The sequence below is a fragment of the Streptomyces sp. JL2001 genome (assembly GCF_050917515.1).
Taxonomy (GTDB): Bacteria; Actinomycetota; Actinomycetes; order Streptomycetales; family Streptomycetaceae; genus Streptomyces.
The window spans coordinates 3,726,327-3,742,696 of sequence record NZ_CP169421.1; the positions used below are offsets into that span (position 1 = coordinate 3,726,327).

Here is a 16,370-nt window from a genome sequence, read left to right on the forward strand (position 1 = left end):
TCTCTCGCACCCGGACGCGGGGTCGGTGCCCGGGCCCGCTCAGTCCCTCTTGCAGATGCGGTCGAGCAGGTTCGCCGTGGCGCGCTGGATCCGCGCGTCGACGTGGCCCGGGCGGTCCAGGGCGGGCGACCAGGCGAAGGTGCCGGAGGCGAAGACCCAGGCACCCGACGGGGACCGGTAGAGGGAGGTCTCCTGGTGCCGCAGCGCTCCCTCGCCGTCCGTGTACGGCGAGTGGGCGAGCAGGATCCGGCCCTCGTGCTCGGGGAGCGCCGTCCGCGGGAAGTAGCGGTCGGCCTCGCCGGCGACCAGGCCCGGGATCTCGTCGCCGTCCCCGGCGCCGGTGGCCTCCCAGAGCCAGTGCTCGGCGTTCCGCACCACGAGCGGGTGCGGTTCGGGCACCCTGCCCGCGTACTGGATGCCGAGCAGCTGCTGCTCGGGGCGGTCGATCTCGCGCCACAGCGCCGGGCGGCCGGGGCCGCGGCGCTTGCGGCAGGTCAGCAGCCGGTCCGGGACCCCGGACGGCGAGGGGCCGAGCTCCACCTGCCAGTACATGGTGTTGGCGGAGAGGAACACGAGGGACGTGCCCTGCTCGCGGGCCAGCTCGACCGTCCGGCGCATGGGGACGGACCAGTACTCGTCGTGGCCGGGGAAGACCAGGCCGCGGTAGCGGGTGGGGTCGACCCGGCCGGCGTGCAGGTCACGGGTCTCGGCGTAGGCGAGGTCGTATCCGTAGCGCTCGGCCCAGCGGATGAAGTCGTAGGCGTGGCCGACGTGCAGGGGCAGTCCCGCGCCCGCGTAGGGGCGGTCGAAGGAGACCGTCGTGGCCGCGTCCTCCTCGCCGAGGAGCCGGCCCTGCTCGTCCCACGCGTGGTAGAGGCTGGCACCGGTGCGGCCGTCCTCCGGGTACAGGTTGTACGCCTGCCAGGTCACGTCCGGCAGCACCAGGAGCAGATCGGCCGGGTGGTCGTCGCGGACCGTGAACGGGATGTGGGAGCGGTAGCCGTCGGCGGTGGTGAGGACGGCGACGTAGGCGCCGATCGACCAGTAGGACGGGATCTGGAGGCGCCAGGACTGCCACCAGTGGTGGCAGGAGACGGTCCGGTCCGCGGCGAGGGGGGCCGGCTGGACGATCCCGGACAGCCGCGGACTGGTGGTGATCTTGGCGGCGCCGTCGCCCGCGTAGTGGCCGATCCGGTAGACGTCGACCGAGAACTGCTGCGGCGGGTCCACCGTGATGTGGAAGTCGATCGCCTCGCCGGGGGCCGCCGCTCCGACGGAGGCGAAGCCCTTGATCTGGCTGCGGACGTCGTCGGCGGTACGGGGCCCGCCCCCGGCCCCGCGGGCCAGGGCGGCGTCGGCGTACCAGGGGACGACCTGGCCCGTGTCGTCGAAGTAGTTCTCCGACCCGCGCAGCCAGGGCAGCGGGCCCTGGCCGAAGGGGTCCGAGACGGCGTGGGCGAGCGCGCCCGATTCCCACCGCCTGATGTGCTCCGCCCCCATGCCGCGCCCTCCCTCGACTCCCCCGGTCGGTCGGCGACCGTTTTCGGCCGTCGTGTGTATGGCTCTTTCGGCCCCTTGTCAGTGCCGGTCCCCAGCACATCACATAACGCACGCACTCCGTCACCGTTCGTCGCGAATTGACGTGAACGGAAGACGGTCTTCCGCCGGGGCGGGTGGTTCAGACGAGGCGGACGGGCTTCTCGGGGCGGACGCCGGTCTCGGTGAGCCAGGCGCGCAGCGGCTCCGGGTCGCCGTCCTCCACGAGTGCGAGGACCCGGGCGGTCAGGTCCGTGTTCCGCCGGCCGCCGACGAGGAGCGCCGGGCCGTCGAGCCAGTCCAGCCCGGGAGCGGCGCCCGCGGTGTCGACGGCGGCGCAGCAGACCATGGCCGTCACGTGGTCGGCGAGCAGGTCGCGCCCGGTACGGGGCGGCTGCAGCGGGAAGAGCGGGAGCGGGTCGGTCCCGTCGTCACCCCAGGCGGCGCCGTGCGCGCCCGGCGCCTCCGCCGGGGGCTTGGCGGCGTCCTCGCGGGCGACCTGGGCGGTCAGCGCGGCCGCGAGGGCGTCGGAGGCGGGGTGCGCGGCCGCGGGCTCGTCCGGCTCGTCGAGTCCGGCGGGGTCCTGGAGGCCGTCGGGCTCGTCCGGCTCGGCGGCGGACGTGAGCTCGGTGGCGGATCGAAGCTCGGTGGCGGCGGCCTGCGGGGCGGCCGCTCCCGAGGGGAGGGCCAGGTGGGCCATCACGCGCGTCAGGGTCGGCCCGTCGGAGGAAGCGGGGTGGCCGGGACCCGCGGCACGCACGCCCAGCTGGTCGAGGACCCGGTGGAGGCGGGCGGCGTCGGCGCGCCAGGTGCGGTCGACGACCTCTTCCGGGTACTGGTCCCAGTCCACCGGCGACCAGTCCGGGCCGCTCTCCGCCGGACCGCCGTGGAAGAGCCGGGCGGCCAGCAGCGAGGTGGCCTCGTCCACGGCCCCGGGCTCCTCCAGGAGGTCGCAGGCCGGCCGTTCGCCGAGGCGGGTGGTGAAGTTGTCGGCGAGGCGGTCGCGTCGCGAGAGTTCGGTGAGGGCGCTGACCACCCCGACGTCGAGGCGGGACGGCCAGCGGCCCATCCGCCAGGCGGGCAGCGCGACCCGGGTGAGCAGCCGGTCCCAGCCCGCGTAGGCGAGGCCGACCTGCTCCTGCGCGACGATCCGGATGCCGTAGTCCACAGCCTGTGCGCGCTCGGAACCGGCCGCGGCGACCCCGCGCTCCATCTCCAGGGCGTGGCCGCGGCAGCTGCGCAGCAGCACCCGGGCGACCCGGCCGATGCCGTGCGCGCCGAGCCGGCTCACCGGGTCGAGCCCGGCCCGGCGGGGTGCGGCGACGGCGGCGTCCAGGCCCTGCACGAAGCGGCGGGCCGCGGCTATGTCGGGCTGTGCGGCGGGGCCCGTCCCGGCGACGACGGGGGCAAGGACCGCCCGCAGCTCGCCGACCCGCATCCACCACAGGAAGGGCGAGCCGATGACCAGGACGGGAGCCTCGGCGGACCGGTGTGCGTCCTGCGGGCCGCCCCGGTGCGCCGGATGCGTCCGGTCCTCCAGCCAGCTGTCGCAGTCCGGGGTCAGGGCTATCGCGGAGGGGGCGGGGACCCCGAGCCGGTCGGCCAGGTCCCGGACCATCCGGTAGAGGTCGGGGGCCGAGGTCTCGGCGAGTTCCACCGTCGGCGTGACGGCGGGCCGGGCACGGGCGACCACCAGCGCGACGGCCGCCGCGGCGAGCAGGACGACCAGTGCGAGCACCGTCGTCACCCAGCGGGCGGCGTCCCAGCCGGCCCCCGTGAACCGGCCGGTGACACCCCCCGCGTACAGGATCACGGCCGCGGCGGCGGGGAGCAGCGCGGCGCCCAGCGCCCTGCCGCGGACGCGGAGCACGGCGACGGCCCGGGTGCGCGCGGCGCGCGCACCCATCTCGTCGCCGGGAACCGAACCGGTACCGGACACGCCGTACATCACCCCCTCCTGCCCTGGTCGGGACTGCCTGTGGCGGTGTTGCTCACTCCCCCACTGTGGCACCCGCCACGGACATCGCAATGCCGGTGGGCCAAGTGCCGGAACGCCTGCGCCGCACCCTAGTTGGGGCTTCGGCGGGCGTCATCCGGATGGCTCAGCCGTCACTCGATGGAATGGCTTTGGGCAAAGGTGATGCGGTCAGGCCGGGAAGGGGTTCACTCTCCCGCGGCCTTGCGCGCGATGTCCGTCCGGTGCTGCGAGCCGTCCAGACGGATCCGGCCGACCGCCGCGTACGCCCGCTCGCGGGCCTGCGTCAGGTCCTCGCCGGTCGCCGTGACCGACAGGACGCGTCCGCCGGCGCTGACGACCGCGTCGCCGTCCAGCCGGGTGCCGGCGTGCAGGACGTACGCGTGCGGGGCGTCCTGCGCCGCGACCTCGTCGAGGCCCTCGATCGGGTCGCCGGTCCGCGGGGTGCCGGGGTAGTTGTGCGAGGCCACGACCACGGTCACGGCCGCCTCGTCCCGCCAGTTGAGCGGCGCCTCGTTGTCGAGGGTGCCGTTCGCCGCGTTCAGCAGGACGCCGGCCAGCGGGGTCTTCAGACGGGCCAGCACAACCTGCGTCTCGGGGTCGCCGAACCGGGCGTTGAACTCGATGACCCGCACGCCACGGCCGGTGATCGCCAGCCCCGCGTACAGCAGGCCCTGGAACGGCGTGCCGCGGCGGCGCAGCTCGTCGACCGTCGGCTGCAGGACGCTGCCCATCACCTCGTCGACCAGCTTGGGGTCGGCCCAGGGCAGCGGCGAGTAGGCGCCCATGCCACCGGTGTTCGGTCCCTCGTCGCCGTCCAGCGCGCGCTTGAAGTCCTGCGCGGGGCTCAGCGGGAGGACGGTGACGCCGTCGGTGATCGCGAAGAGGGAGACCTCCGGGCCGTCCAGGTACTCCTCGATGACCACGCGGTCGCAGGCCAGCGCGTGGGCGCGGGCCTCGGCCAGGTCGGAGGTCACCACGACGCCCTTGCCGGCGGCGAGGCCGTCGTCCTTGACGACGTACGGGGCGCCGAAGGCGTCGAGCGCCTCGTCGATCTCGGCGGCGGTGGTGCACACGTAGGAACGGGCGGTGGGCACGTTGGCGCCCGCCATGACGTCCTTGGCGAACGCCTTGGAGCCCTCCAGCTGCGCGGCTTCCGCGGACGGGCCGAAGCAGGGGACGCCGGCCGCGCGGACGGCGTCGGCGACACCCGCGACGAGCGGTGCCTCCGGGCCGACGACGACCAGGTCCGCCTGCAGGTCGGTGGCGAGGCGCGCGACCGCGCCGCCGTCCAGTGGGTCGACGGGGTGCAGCTCGGCGACCTCCGCGATTCCGGCGTTGCCGGGCGCGCAGTGCAGAGCGGTGACGTCGGGATCGAGGGAGAGAGAGCGGCACAGGGCGTGTTCGCGGGCGCCGCCGCCGATGACGAGGACCTTCACGCCAGCCAGGGTAGCCCGCGGGCCGGGATGCCCCTTGTGCGGGCCACCGAGCGAGACGCCCCTACTCGTTCGTGTATTCCTCCACAACCGTGGCGCCGAGCTCGCGCACGATCAGCTCGTGACCGGACAGCGCGGAGTCGACGAGGTCGGGATCGTCCTCCTCCGGCACGTCGTCCTCGGGCGCGACGGGCGTCGGCGCCTGCCGTGCGGGCGGGCCCGACGGAGCCGACGCGGACTGCTGGGACTGCTGATGGGCCGGGGGCCCGGCGGGCGGGGCGGGAGCCTGGTGCGCGGGCGGTGCGGCCGGGGGCGGAGCCTGCTGGAAGGACGGCGCGGGGGCCGGCGGGGCCGGCGGCCGGCCGCCGAAGTTGGCCGCGGCGGGCGGCGGCGCGGAGCCACCCGAGGGATCGATGATCGCCTCGATCTTCCACTGGACGTTGAACTGCTCCGCCAGGGCCTGCCGCAGCACGTCCTCGCTGCCGCTGCTCGCGAAGTTGTCGCGGGCGCCGGCGTTCAGGAAGCCGAGCTGGAGGGTGGTGCCGTCGAAACCGGCGACCTGGGCGTTCTGGCTGAGCAGGATCCAGGTGAACCGGCGGCGGTTCTTCACCGCCTCGAGGATCGACGGCCACATGTTCCGGACCTGGGCGGCGCCCTGCCCGGCCGAGCCCGCGGGGGCGGCCGGGGCGGCCGGCTGCGCGGCGGCGGGTGCCGGTGCGGGCGCGGCGGGCGGCGCGGGCGTGGCGGCGCCGGGCCAGGCACCGGGGGCGGCCGCGCCCGGCCAGGCACCGGGTCGCGGGGCGTCGGTGGGCGGCTGCGTCCGGCGCGCGGGCGCGGGTGCCTCCGGTGCGGGCGGCGGCACGGGGGCGGCCTGCGGGACCGGCGGCGGGGCCATCGGGGTGTGCGCCTCGGGACCGGGGACGTACCCCAGGGCGGGCGCGGGCGCGCCGGACTCGAAGACGGGGGCGGGCGCGGCGGCGGCGCCGCGCTCCAGGCGGTCGATCCGGGCCAGCAGCGAGCGCTCGTCGTCGAAGGCGGCGGGCAGCAGCACGCGCGCGCAGATCAGCTCCAGCTGGAGCCGCGGCGAGGTGGCGCCGCGCATCTCGGTCAGTCCTCTGTTGACCAGGTCGGCCGCCCTGCTGAGCTCGGCGGCCCCGAAGACGGAGGCCTGGGCCTGCATGCGTTCGATGACGTCCACGGGGGCGTCGATGAGCCCCTTCTGCGCGGCGTCGGGAACGGCGGCGAGGATGACCAGGTCGCGCAGCCGCTCCAGCAGGTCGGCGACGAAGCGCCGGGGGTCGTTGCCGCCCTCGATCACCCGGTCCACGACCTCGAAGGCCGCCGCGCCGTCGCCGGAGGCGAACGCGTCCACGACGGAGTCGAGCAGCGACCCGTCCGTATAGCCGAGGAGGGACGTCGCCATGGCGTATGTCACACCGTCCTCGGCGGCGCCGGCCAGCAGCTGGTCCATGACGGACATCGAGTCACGCACGGAACCGGCGCCGGCGCGCACGACGAGGGGGAGCACCCCGTCCGCGACCGGGATGCCCTCGTGGCCGCAGACCTCGCCCAGGTAGTCCCGCAGGGTGCCGGGCGGCACGAGCCGGAAGGGGTAGTGGTGCGTCCGCGACCGGATCGTGCCGATGACCTTCTCGGGCTCCGTGGTCGCGAAGATGAACTTGAGGTGCTCCGGCGGCTCCTCGACCACCTTCAGCAGGGCGTTGAAGCCCGCCGAGGTGACCATGTGCGCCTCGTCGATGATGTAGATCTTGTAGCGGCTGGACGCCGGCCCGAAGAACGCCTTCTCCCGCAGGTCACGGGCATCGTCCACACCACCGTGGGAGGCGGCGTCGATCTCGATGACGTCGATCGACCCCGGCCCGTTGCGCGCGAGGTCCCGGCAGGACTGGCACTCCCCGCAGGGCGTGGGCGTGGGCCCCTGCTCACAGTTCAGACAGCGGGCGAGGATGCGCGCGCTGGTCGTCTTTCCGCATCCGCGCGGCCCGCTGAACAGGTACGCGTGATTGACCCGGTTGTTCCGCAGGGCCTGCTGCAGCGGGTCGGTGACATGCTCCTGCCCGATGACCTCGGCGAACGACTCGGGGCGATAGCGGCGGTACAGCGCGAGAGACGACACGCCTACGAGGTTATAGGCGCCCACCGACAACCCGGGAACGCAAGCGCCCCCCACGCACCCGCCAGAGCCGACCTACCCTTGCTGCCTTCCGGCCCTGGGGGAGTTCAGTCAGATAGCGCCACGTGAGGGGCTGCGCCCAGGGTACCCGATCCCGAGGGCGGTTCGATCCCCCGATCCCCACCTCGGGAAGCCGGTCGGGATCACGTTCGCGAGCACCCCTCAGCGTCTTGTATTGTTTGCCGCGGAGGATTCGCCTAGTGGCCTAGGGCGCACGCTTGGAAAGCGTGTTGGGGGCAACCCCTCACGAGTTCGAATCTCGTATCCTCCGCCAGTGCCTCACCGGGCACGATGTCGAAGGGCCCCGCAGCTTGCTGCGGGGCCCTTCTTCGTTTCCCGGCCCGGCACGGACGACGCGGCGGCGTGGCGGCCGGAGATGGGCGGGCGGGCCGATAGCCTCGGGCCAGTCATGGGGGGAACGCCTGTCGAGTCGCCCATCCCGGGAGGGCCCCATCTCCGCCACGAAACCGCCGGCGAACCCGTCCGCACCGGCGGGTCAGCCGCGCGAGGCCGACGAGCTGCAGGCCATGCTGCGGCGGCCCGAGTACCGCAAGGCCCTGGTGTTCTGCGGGCTGATCGGCATCCCGGTCTCCCTGATCGCGTTCTGGTTCCTCGTCGCGATCACCGAGCTGGAGCAGCTGATCTGGACGGACTGGCCGCGGGACCTGGGCTGGGACCAGGCGCCCTGGTGGTGGGGGTTCCCCCTGCTGCTGGTCTCGGGCCTGGTCGTCGGGCTGATCGTCTCCCGCCTGCCGGGACGCGGCGGGCACCTCCCGGCGCGCGGTCTGCAAGCGGGCGGCATCACCGCGAGCTCGCTTCCCGGGGTGGTCCTCGCCGCCTTCTTCAGCCTGCCGCTCGGCGCCGTCCTGGGGCCCGAGGCTCCGCTGCTCGCCCTGGGCACCGGACTCGCCCTGCTCCTCGGGCGCCTCGTGAAGGCGCCCGAGACGAAGGCCGGCACGATGCTGCTCGGCGCCGCCGGCTCCGCCTCCGCCGTCTCGGCGCTCTTCGGCAACCCCCTCGTGGGCGCGGTGCTCCTGATGGAGGTGGCCGGCGTCGGCGGCCCGCAGCTCTTCGCGCTGATGCTGCCCGCGCTGCTGGCCAGCGGGATCGGGGCGCTGGTGTTCACCGGCTTCGGCCACTGGACCGGCCTCAAGCCCGCGAGCCTCGACATCGGGCTGCCCCCGGCGCCGCTGCTCGACACCGGCGACGTCCTGTGGACGCTGCTGATGGCGCCGGCCGTCGCCCTGCTCATCCACGCGGCCTTCGTCGGCGGCCGCTACGCGGCCGGCTTCGTGACGAGGCGGGTCGTGCGGAACACCACGCTGTGCGCGCTCGGGGCGGCCGGCTGCATCGCCCTGTACGCGGTCGCCACCGGCCGTTCGCCGGCGGACGCCGCCCTGTCGGGGCAGGCCGCCCTGGGCGAACTGGCGGCGGACCCGCACGCCTGGTCGGTGGGCGCGCTCGTCGCCGTCATCGGCTTCAAGTCGCTCGCCTACCTGCTCTGCCTGGGCAGCCTGCGCGGCGGCCCCGTCTTCCCCTCCCTGTTCCTGGGCGGGGCGGCCGGCGTGCTGCTGGCGCCGCTGCCCGGTTTCGGGCTCGTCCCGGCCATGGCGGTCGGCATGGCGGCGGCCGTCACGGCCGGCCTGCGGGTGCCCGTCTGCAGCGTCGTGCTGGTCGTGCTGCTGCTGGGCAACGTGGAAACGGTCCCGGTCGTGGTGCTGGCCGCGGTCATCTCCTTCGTCGTGGTGGAGCTGCTGCCGCAGGGGCCGGAGATCCCGCCGTTCCCCGATCAGCCCGCGTGGACCCGCCGGCCCCGGAAGGGCTGAGTCAGGCCGACTCGGCGCGCACCCGGCCGGCCCGGACGGCGTCGAGCAGCGCCTGGTGGTCCTTCTCGTTCTGGTCCGCGTACAACTCGGCGAACGTCGCCAGCGCGCGGTCGAAGACGTCCCCTCCGCCCAGGTAGGAGGCGATCGCGATCCGGTCCCCCGACCGGGCGTGGGCGCGGGCGAGGGTGGCGCCGCACAGGGTGCCGAACAGCTTCATCCGCTTCGGTGACAGGTTCTCGGCGACGACGATGCCCTTCCAGTCCCGCAGCTGGCGCACGTAGAAGTCGCGGCGCCGGCCGTCGATGCCCTGGGCGCGTTCCCAGCCCAGGAAGATGTCGCTGGTGGCCTGCATCAGCCGCTGCCCGGCGACGACCCGTTCGCCCTGGGTACGGAACGGCCCGGGCCCGGCGTAGGGCGCGAGCACGGACTCGTCGGCCTCCTTGGCCTGGAGGAAGAGCGGGTCCCGGTCGTCCTTGCCGAGGAGCAGCACGATCCAGCAGCGGGTGCCGACGCTGCCGACCCCGACGACCTTCCGGGCCACGTCCGCCACCCGGTAGGACTCCAGCAGGAACCGCCGGTCGGAGGAGAGGCTCCGGCCGTAGGACTCGATCAGGCGGCCGATCCGCTTCTCCAGGGCGTGCTGCTCGGCGTCGGGCAGCAGTTCCGCCAGGCGCACGAGCAGCGGCGGCTCGGACGCGATCACCCGCCGGCCGCCGACGACCCGGGTGAGCTTGTCGAACGCCTGCAGGGTGTCGTGCGCGCGGGCCCGTTCCCGGGCGCGCGCCCAGCGGTCCCGGTCCGCGGAGCCGAGCACCGGCGCGAACTGCCGCTGCAGGTCGTCGGCCTCGAACCGGGTGTACCAGACGTCGAGATTGCCCAGCCCGGCGAAGGCGCGCATCCGCTCCCGATAGGACCGCACCGCGGCCCGCACCACGGAGGCCCGCTGCCTGGCGCTGAAGCCGTTGGCCCGCCCGGCGATGACCAGGCTGGCGGCGAGCCGTTTGACGTCCCACTCCCAGGGGCCGGGCAGCGTCTCGTCGAAGTCGTTGATGTCGAACATCAGGCGGCGTTCGGGAGAGGCGAGCAGCCGGAAGTTGAGCATGTGCGCGTCGCCGCACAGCTGCGCCGTGAACCCGCTGCGCGGGGTGCCGGCGAGGTCGGCGGCCATGATGGCGGCCGCCCCGCGGTAGAAGCGGAAGGGGGACTCGCTCATCCTTCCGTAGCGGATCGGGACGAGTTCCCGGACCCGCCTCGCCGACTGGGCCTCGATGAGGTCGACCGGGTCCGTCCGCTGCGCCGACGGGGTGAACGCGGCGTGCGAGGAGCGGGGCGCGGCGGACCGGGCGGCCTTGCCGCGCGCCGCCCGTTCCTTCTCGGTGCCGTACCGTCCGGCCCGTTGCCGGCCCTGCTTCTCGGCGCTCCTGCCCTTGGAGCTCTTGGCGTTCATGGGGGCCGGGGCCTCAGGGAGTGTCGGCCGCGTCCGCCGCCTCCGCCGCTTCGAGCGAGGCGAGCAGGGCCTGGACGGGGATCCGGCCGGAGGCGACCAGCTGGGCGCCGCCGCGCCGCAGGGCGGCGGCGAAGGGGGCCGCCCAGACGTTCTCGTAGATGAGCAGGCCGGCGGAGTTGCCCGGCTCCACCGCGGCCGCGGCCTCCTCCAGGTCGTCCTGGCCGAGCAGTCCGGACTGCGCGCCCTCGAAGACGGTGAGGTCGAGCTCGCCGTCACCGTCGAGGTCGGTGAGCTCCAGGGCGGCCACCGTGCCGTCCGTGTCCTTGGTGATGAACATCAGGTCGAGGATGCGGATGAGGCCGCGGTCCACGAGGTCGATCAGGTGCCCCAGTCCCTCACCGGTCATCCGGTTGCCGGGGAACTCTACGACCACGTAGTCGATGGGCCCCATCTCGTCGATGCGCTCGGTCACGGCGTCACCTCTCGTGCGTTCGGTCCCCCTGCTGGCGATCCCCCGCACCGGACTCCCGGTGACCCCGGATCAGACTGCGGCGTCCCTGGACGTGCCGACGCACAGGGCCCAGATGACGAACCCGTCGATCACGATCAGGACGATGGCCCAGAAGGGGTAGTACGGCAGCCAGGTGAAGTTGGCGAGCATCGCGATCGCCGCCACGGCGATGCCGATGATGCGGGCCCACAGCTTGCCGCTGAACAGGGCCAGGCCCGCGAGGGCCACGACGATGCCGATGATCAGATGCACCCAGCCCCAGCCCGTGAGGTCCCAGCTGAAGGTGTAGTTCCGGGTGGTGACGAAGACGTCGTCCTCGGCGATGGCCGCGATCCCCTGGAAGATCGACATGATGCCGCCGAAGATCATCATGACCGCGGCGAACACCGTCCAGCCCGACACCGCCGTTCCGCCGCCGGAGCCGGCACGCTGCGTTCCTGTATGCGTCGCCATGGCGTACTCCTCTGGACGAGACCGACCGCCGGCGAATCGGCCGACGGCTGCCCCCACGGATCCAGCGTGCCACGGGTGGCCCGGGGCGGCAGTTCGGCGCATCCGCGGCGGTGCGCGGGCGGCCGATCGCCGCGCTGCGGCGCCGAAGGAGCGGTGGAAGAATGAGGCCGTCCCGGAGTGCCGGGCCGTCCGGCGCCGGTTCGCGGAACGCCTCGGCTGCCTCCCGCAGCCGCGCCGCGCGAGAAAGGACGTCACCATGCCAGGTCTTCTTCGCGGAGTGGCCCGCACCGCCGTCGTCGCGGGAACGGCCACCGCCGTGTCCAATCGCGTGTCGCGCCGCCAGCAGGGACGCTGGGCCGCCCAGTCGGGCTACCAGGAGGCCCCGCAGCAGCCGGCCGCGCCGCCGCCGGCCGCCCCGGCCGCCGACGACATGGGCGACAAGCTCGACCAGCTCAAGCAGCTCGGTGAACTCAAGGCCCAGGGCGTCCTCACCGAGGCCGAGTTCGAGGAGCAGAAGCGCAGGCTGTTGGCCGGCTGAACAGCCCCGTGCGACAGGCCGGCCACCGGCCCGCGCAGCATCCGGTCAGTGGCCGGACACATCGTCCGACCATGATGATGTCGCACAAGAGGATGTGAAAAACACGGTATTCGCCGTCATGTCACGGACGTAACGTCCGTCCGGTTTCTGGCACCTTGATACGCGAAGTGCGGGATCCGAACGGAATGGGGACGCCGGGATGATGCAGGAACGTCGAATCGCCGGATGGGATCGTCTCCCTCGTCGCCGTAGAGGCGTCACCCTCGTCGCCGGGTTGACCGCCGGCGCGATCACCCTCCTGACGGGCTGCGACGTGCTCAAGCCCTACACCCCTCCCCGGCCGGCCACGAAGGACTCCCTCACCTTCTACGTGAGCCCGGACGGCGACGACGAGAACGACGGACTGACCGAGAAGACCGCCTTGCGCACCCTCGACCGGGCCGACGAGGTGCCGTTCAAGCCCGGCGACCGGCTGCGCCTCAAGGGCGGCGCCCGGTTCACCGGCGAGCTGACCCTCGGCCCCGAGGAGGCCGGCAGCGTCCGGAAACCCGTCGTGATCGAGTCGTACGGCACCGGGAAGGCCACCATCGCGGCCCGCGGCACGGCGGGCATCACGGTGCACAACACCGGCGGCGTGGAGATCCGGAACCTGGCGATCAGGGGCGACTCCGCGTCGCGCCGGGCCGAGGACGGCATCAAGTTCTTCAACGACCTGCCGGACGAGAAGCGCCTGGCGCACGTCCGGATCTCCGGCGTCGACGTGTCGCGCTTCCGCAACGGGATCAGCATCGGAGCCGCTTCGAAGTCCCTCGGATTCCGCGACATCACGATCGCCGACTCCGCGACCCACCACAACCAGAACGCCGGACTGGTCACCGTCGGACCGCGCTTCCAGGCCGACGAACCCTCCTACGCGCACGAGAAGCTCACGGTCACGAGCGTCCGGGCGTACGCGAACTCCGGCGACCCCAAGGCGCACGACCGCAACACCGGCAGCGGGATCGTCCTCGGCAGCCTCAGGAACGCGACGATCCAGCGCTCCGCCGCCTACGACAACGGCGCGAACTCATCCGCCCGCGCGGAGGAGGGCCCCGAGGGGATCTGGACGTACGACTCGACCCGCGTGGTCATCCAGAACAACAAGTCGTACCGCAACCGCACCGGCTCCCGTGTCGACGGCGGAGGCTTCGGCCTGGACAACAACGTGTCCGACTCCGTGCTCCAGTACAACCTGGCCTACGGCAACGACGGCCCGGGCTTCCTGGTGTACTCGGGCGAGCCGACCAACGCGCACAAGGACAACGTCGTCCGGTTCAACTACAGCTGGGACGACGCCCGCAAGCTGCCCTTCTACGGCGGCATCGTGGCCTACGGCACCCGCCTGCGGAACCTGGACATCCACAACAACACCGTGGTGCAGCGGTCCCCCGAGGGCGGCGAGCGGCCTCCGGCGCTGCGCCTGCGGGCCGGCATCAGCAACATCGGCGTCCGCAACAACATCTTCGTCACCGACGGCGCCGCGGTGGTGGACTCCGACACCCCGTTCACCCAGACCAAGGTCCGGCTCCAGGGGAACGACTACTTCACCACCGGCGACTGGAAGCTCGTCTGGGGCGACGCGTCGTACACCAGCCTGGCCGACTGGCGGCGCAGGGCCGGGCAGGAGCAGCACGCCTCCGCTCCCACCGGCACCAGCGCCGACCCCTGCCTCGTCGACCTGGCGGCCCCGGTCACCGACCGGGCCGGAGCCGCCAATCTCGTCTCGACCTGCGCCGACATGGCGGGCGCCCTCCCGCTGCGCTCCGTCGGCGTCGACCCGGGTCCGGTCGACTACTTCGGTGAGCGGCTGAGCACCGCGCCCTCGGTGGGCGCCGCCGCCCCGCCGCGGTCGGCACCCTGACCCAGACCGCCCCGCTGGGGTCCGGGCACCAGGGCGGGCGACGGCCGGCCCAGCGCCCGGACCGTCCAGCCCGACGCGCGCCACAGGCCCGCGTCGAGATGGTTGCGGGCGTCGACGAGCCGCGGGCAGCGGACCACCCGGGCCAGCTTCACCGGGTCGAGCTCGCGGTAGTCGCTCCACTCGGTCAGGTGCAGCACCACGTCCGCGCCGGTGCAGGCGGTCGCCGGCTCGGCCTCGTAGCGCAGTTCGGGGTGGGCCCGGCGGGCGTTGTGCAGGCCCTCGGGGTCGTGGACCCGTACCTCGGCCCCCTCGCGGTGGATCGCGGCGGCCACGGCGAGGGCCGGCGAGTCGCGGACGTCGTCGCTGTTCGGCTTGAAGGTGGCGCCGAGCACCGCGATCCGCCGCCCCGTGAAGTCGCCGCCGACGAGATCGCGGGCGATGTCGACGGTACGGCGCCGCTGACGCAGGTTGATCTCGTCCACCCGGCCCAGGAAGCCGACCGCCTCCTCGACGCCCAGTTCGCGGGCCCGCGCGGTGAACGCCCGGATGTCCTTGGGCAGGCACCCGCCGCCGAAGCCGAGGCCCGCGTGCAGGAAGCGGCGCCCGATGCGGGTGTCGTGGCCCAGCGCGTCGGCGAGGGTGACGACGTCGGCACCGGCCGCGTCGCAGACCTCCGCCATCGCGTTGATGAAAGAGATCTTGGTGGCGAGGAAGGAGTTGGCCGAGACCTTGACCAGCTCGGCGGTGGCCGGGTCGGTGCTGAGGTACGGGACCCCGGCCGCCAGCATCGGCGCGTACACGTCGCGCAGCGTGCGGTCGGCGCGCGGCGAGGTCACTCCCACGACGATCCGGTCCGGCCGCAGGGTGTCCTCGACGGCGAAGCCCTCGCGCAGGAACTCCGGGTTCCAGGCGATCTCGGCCTCGGCGCCGGGACGGGCGAGCGCGCGCAGGCGGGCGGCCAGGCGCGGGGTCGTGCCCACCGGGACGGTGGACTTGCCCACGATCAGGCAGGGGCTCGTCAGATGGGCGGCGAGACCGTCGACGACGGCGTCGACGTACCGCAGGTCGGCGGCGTCCGAACCGACCTGCTGCGGGGTGCCCACGCACACGAAGTGCACCTCGCCGAAGGCCGCCGCCTCGCTGAGCGAGGTGGTGAAGCGGAGCCGCCCCGAGGCCATGGCCCGGGTCAGCACCTCGTCGAGTCCGGGCTCGAAGAACGGTGGTCGCCCTTCGGCGAGAGCCCTGATCTTCTCGGCGTCGACGTCGACGCCCAGTACCTCGTGACCGATGTCGGCCATGCACGCGGCGTGCACGGCTCCGAGGTATCCCGTCCCGATGACGGTCATGCGCATGGGGGGTCTCCTGTCCTGCGAAGCTGCGAAGGGGTCGAAGGGAACGTCCGGGGGGCCGACGGGCCCGGGGGGACGGGAAGCCGGACCGGACCCGGCGGGCCGCCGCCGGGGTCGGTACGGCGAGGGTGGGGTCAGCCGGCCTCGTAGCCCGCGGGATTGAGCTCCTGGAAGCGCCAGGCGTCCTCGCACATCGCCGCCAGGTCGCGCGTCGCCGTCCAGCCCCAGGCCGCGGCCACCGCCCCGGCATCGGCGACCAGCTCGGCGACGTCGCCGGGCCGGCGTCCGGTCACCTCGTAGGGGATCGGCCGGCCGGAAGCGCGCTCGAAGGCGCGGACGAGGTCGAGGACCGAGGAGCCCACGCCCGTGCCCAGGTTGAAGACGCGCATCCCGCTCGCGTCCCCGAGGTGCTCCAGCGCTCGCCGGTGCCCCTCGGCCACGTCCACCACGTGGATGTAGTCGCGGACGCCGGTGCCGTCGGGCGTCGGGTAGTCGTCGCCGAAGACCGTCAGACCCTCGCGACGGCCCACGGCGACCTGCGCCAGGTACGGCATGATGTTGTTCGGGACGCCCCGCGGGTCCTCGCCCAGCAGCCCGGAGGGGTGCGCGCCGACCGGGTTGAAGTAGCGGAGCGCCAGCACGCTCAGCTCCGGCAGCCGGCGGCACGTGTCGGCCAGCACCTGCTCGCAGATCCACTTCGTCGTGGCGTACGGGTTGGTCGGGGCGGCCGGATCCCCTTCCGTCAGCGGCACCTTGGTCGCGTCGCCGTAGATCGAGCACGACGAGGAGAACACCAGCCGGTGCACGCCGTGCGCGTGCATGGCCGACAGCAGGGCGGTCGTCCCGCCGACGTTGATGTCGTAGTAGGCGATCGGGATCTCGACGGACTCGCCCACCGCCTTCTTCGCGGCGAAGTGGATCACCGCGTCCACCGGATGCGCCTCGAAGACGGCGTCCAGCGCGCGGCGGTCCCGCAGGTCCGCGCGGTGCACGGCCGTGAGCGGCCGCCCGGCGATCTTGGCGACCCGCTCCAGGGCCTCCGGTGAGCTGTTCGAGTGGTCGTCGACGACGACGACCTCGTAGCCGTTCTCCAGGAGTTCGACGCAGGTGTGGCTGCCGATGAAGCCGGCACCACCGGTGACCAGGACCGTCGTGGGGGGCATGAGGGGAGTCCCTTCCGTGGGTGGCTGTGGGGGTGGGGGTCT

12 protein-coding genes, 1 tRNA gene and 1 other RNA gene are annotated in these 16,370 nt (G+C 73.6%); 4 read left to right on the plus strand and 10 right to left on the minus strand.

The window, feature by feature from the left end; all coding sequences use genetic code 11:
• Positions 1-39 precede the first annotated feature (39 nt).
• The 5 genes from ACE1OA_RS16535 to ffs all read right to left on the minus strand — a co-directional run bounded on the left by ACE1OA_RS16535 (position 40) and on the right by ffs (position 7,219).
• On the minus strand, positions 40-1,500 hold the full coding sequence (locus tag ACE1OA_RS16535) for a N,N-dimethylformamidase beta subunit family domain-containing protein (protein ID WP_356601175.1): 1,461 nt from the start codon (positions 1,498-1,500) through the stop codon (positions 40-42).
• A gap of 178 nt (positions 1,501-1,678) precedes the next feature.
• Positions 1,679-3,484 (minus strand): hypothetical protein, encoded by a 1,806-nt coding sequence (locus ACE1OA_RS16540; RefSeq protein WP_432752966.1) that lies wholly within the window; start codon positions 3,482-3,484, stop codon positions 1,679-1,681.
• Between the two features lie 215 nt (positions 3,485-3,699).
• Positions 3,700-4,950, minus strand: coding sequence for a phosphoribosylamine--glycine ligase (gene purD / locus ACE1OA_RS16545; protein WP_356601177.1), 1,251 nt, complete (start codon positions 4,948-4,950; stop codon positions 3,700-3,702).
• Between the two features lie 61 nt (positions 4,951-5,011).
• Positions 5,012-7,084, minus strand: coding sequence for a DNA polymerase III subunit gamma and tau (locus ACE1OA_RS16550; RefSeq protein ID WP_432752967.1), 2,073 nt, complete (start codon positions 7,082-7,084; stop codon positions 5,012-5,014).
• A gap of 36 nt (positions 7,085-7,120) precedes the next feature.
• Positions 7,121-7,219, minus strand: an RNA gene (ffs, locus tag ACE1OA_RS16555) — signal recognition particle sRNA small type.
• A 108-nt stretch (positions 7,220-7,327) separates the two neighbouring features.
• Here ffs and ACE1OA_RS16560 point away from each other — a divergent pair.
• Positions 7,328-7,415 (plus strand) — tRNA-Ser (locus tag ACE1OA_RS16560).
• A 253-nt stretch (positions 7,416-7,668) separates the two neighbouring features.
• Positions 7,669-8,967 (plus strand): chloride channel protein, encoded by a 1,299-nt coding sequence (locus ACE1OA_RS16565; RefSeq protein ID WP_384872724.1) that lies wholly within the window; start codon positions 7,669-7,671, stop codon positions 8,965-8,967.
• A 1-nt stretch (position 8,968) separates the two neighbouring features.
• Here the strand turns inward: ACE1OA_RS16565 and ACE1OA_RS16570 are convergent, their stop codons facing one another.
• The 3 genes from ACE1OA_RS16570 to ACE1OA_RS16580 all read right to left on the minus strand — a co-directional run bounded on the left by ACE1OA_RS16570 (position 8,969) and on the right by ACE1OA_RS16580 (position 11,378).
• Positions 8,969-10,414 carry a DUF2252 domain-containing protein gene (locus tag ACE1OA_RS16570; protein ID WP_384872721.1) on the minus strand — a complete coding sequence of 482 codons (1,446 nt, stop codon included), beginning with the start codon at positions 10,412-10,414 and terminating at the stop codon, positions 8,969-8,971.
• Between the two features lie 13 nt (positions 10,415-10,427).
• The gene (locus ACE1OA_RS16575) at positions 10,428-10,865 is read right to left on the minus strand and encodes a DUF6325 family protein (protein WP_356601407.1); all 438 of its coding nucleotides are present in this window, start codon (positions 10,863-10,865) and stop codon (positions 10,428-10,430) included.
• Between the two features lie 90 nt (positions 10,866-10,955).
• Positions 10,956-11,378 carry a DUF7144 family membrane protein gene (locus ACE1OA_RS16580; protein ID WP_432752968.1) on the minus strand — a complete coding sequence of 141 codons (423 nt, stop codon included), beginning with the start codon at positions 11,376-11,378 and terminating at the stop codon, positions 10,956-10,958.
• 256 nt (positions 11,379-11,634) lie between these two features.
• On the opposite strand from ACE1OA_RS16580, the gene ACE1OA_RS16585 reads away from it, so the two are divergent.
• A complete protein-coding gene (locus ACE1OA_RS16585; protein ID WP_356601199.1) occupies positions 11,635-11,916 on the plus strand; it encodes an SHOCT domain-containing protein in 282 nt (93 codons plus the stop codon).
• A 274-nt stretch (positions 11,917-12,190) separates the two neighbouring features.
• Complete coding sequence (locus tag ACE1OA_RS16590) at positions 12,191-13,816, plus strand: right-handed parallel beta-helix repeat-containing protein (protein WP_356601200.1); 1,626 nt, start codon at positions 12,191-12,193, stop codon at positions 13,814-13,816.
• Here ACE1OA_RS16590 and ACE1OA_RS16595 read toward each other — a convergent pair.
• Complete coding sequence (locus ACE1OA_RS16595; RefSeq protein ID WP_356601201.1) at positions 13,747-15,168, minus strand: UDP-glucose dehydrogenase family protein; 1,422 nt, start codon at positions 15,166-15,168, stop codon at positions 13,747-13,749. The genes ACE1OA_RS16590 and ACE1OA_RS16595 overlap by 70 nt on opposite strands.
• Positions 15,169-15,299: 131 nt before the next feature.
• Positions 15,300-16,328, minus strand: coding sequence for a UDP-glucose 4-epimerase GalE (galE, locus tag ACE1OA_RS16600; RefSeq protein WP_432752969.1), 1,029 nt, complete (start codon positions 16,326-16,328; stop codon positions 15,300-15,302).
• Positions 16,329-16,370 lie beyond the last annotated feature (42 nt).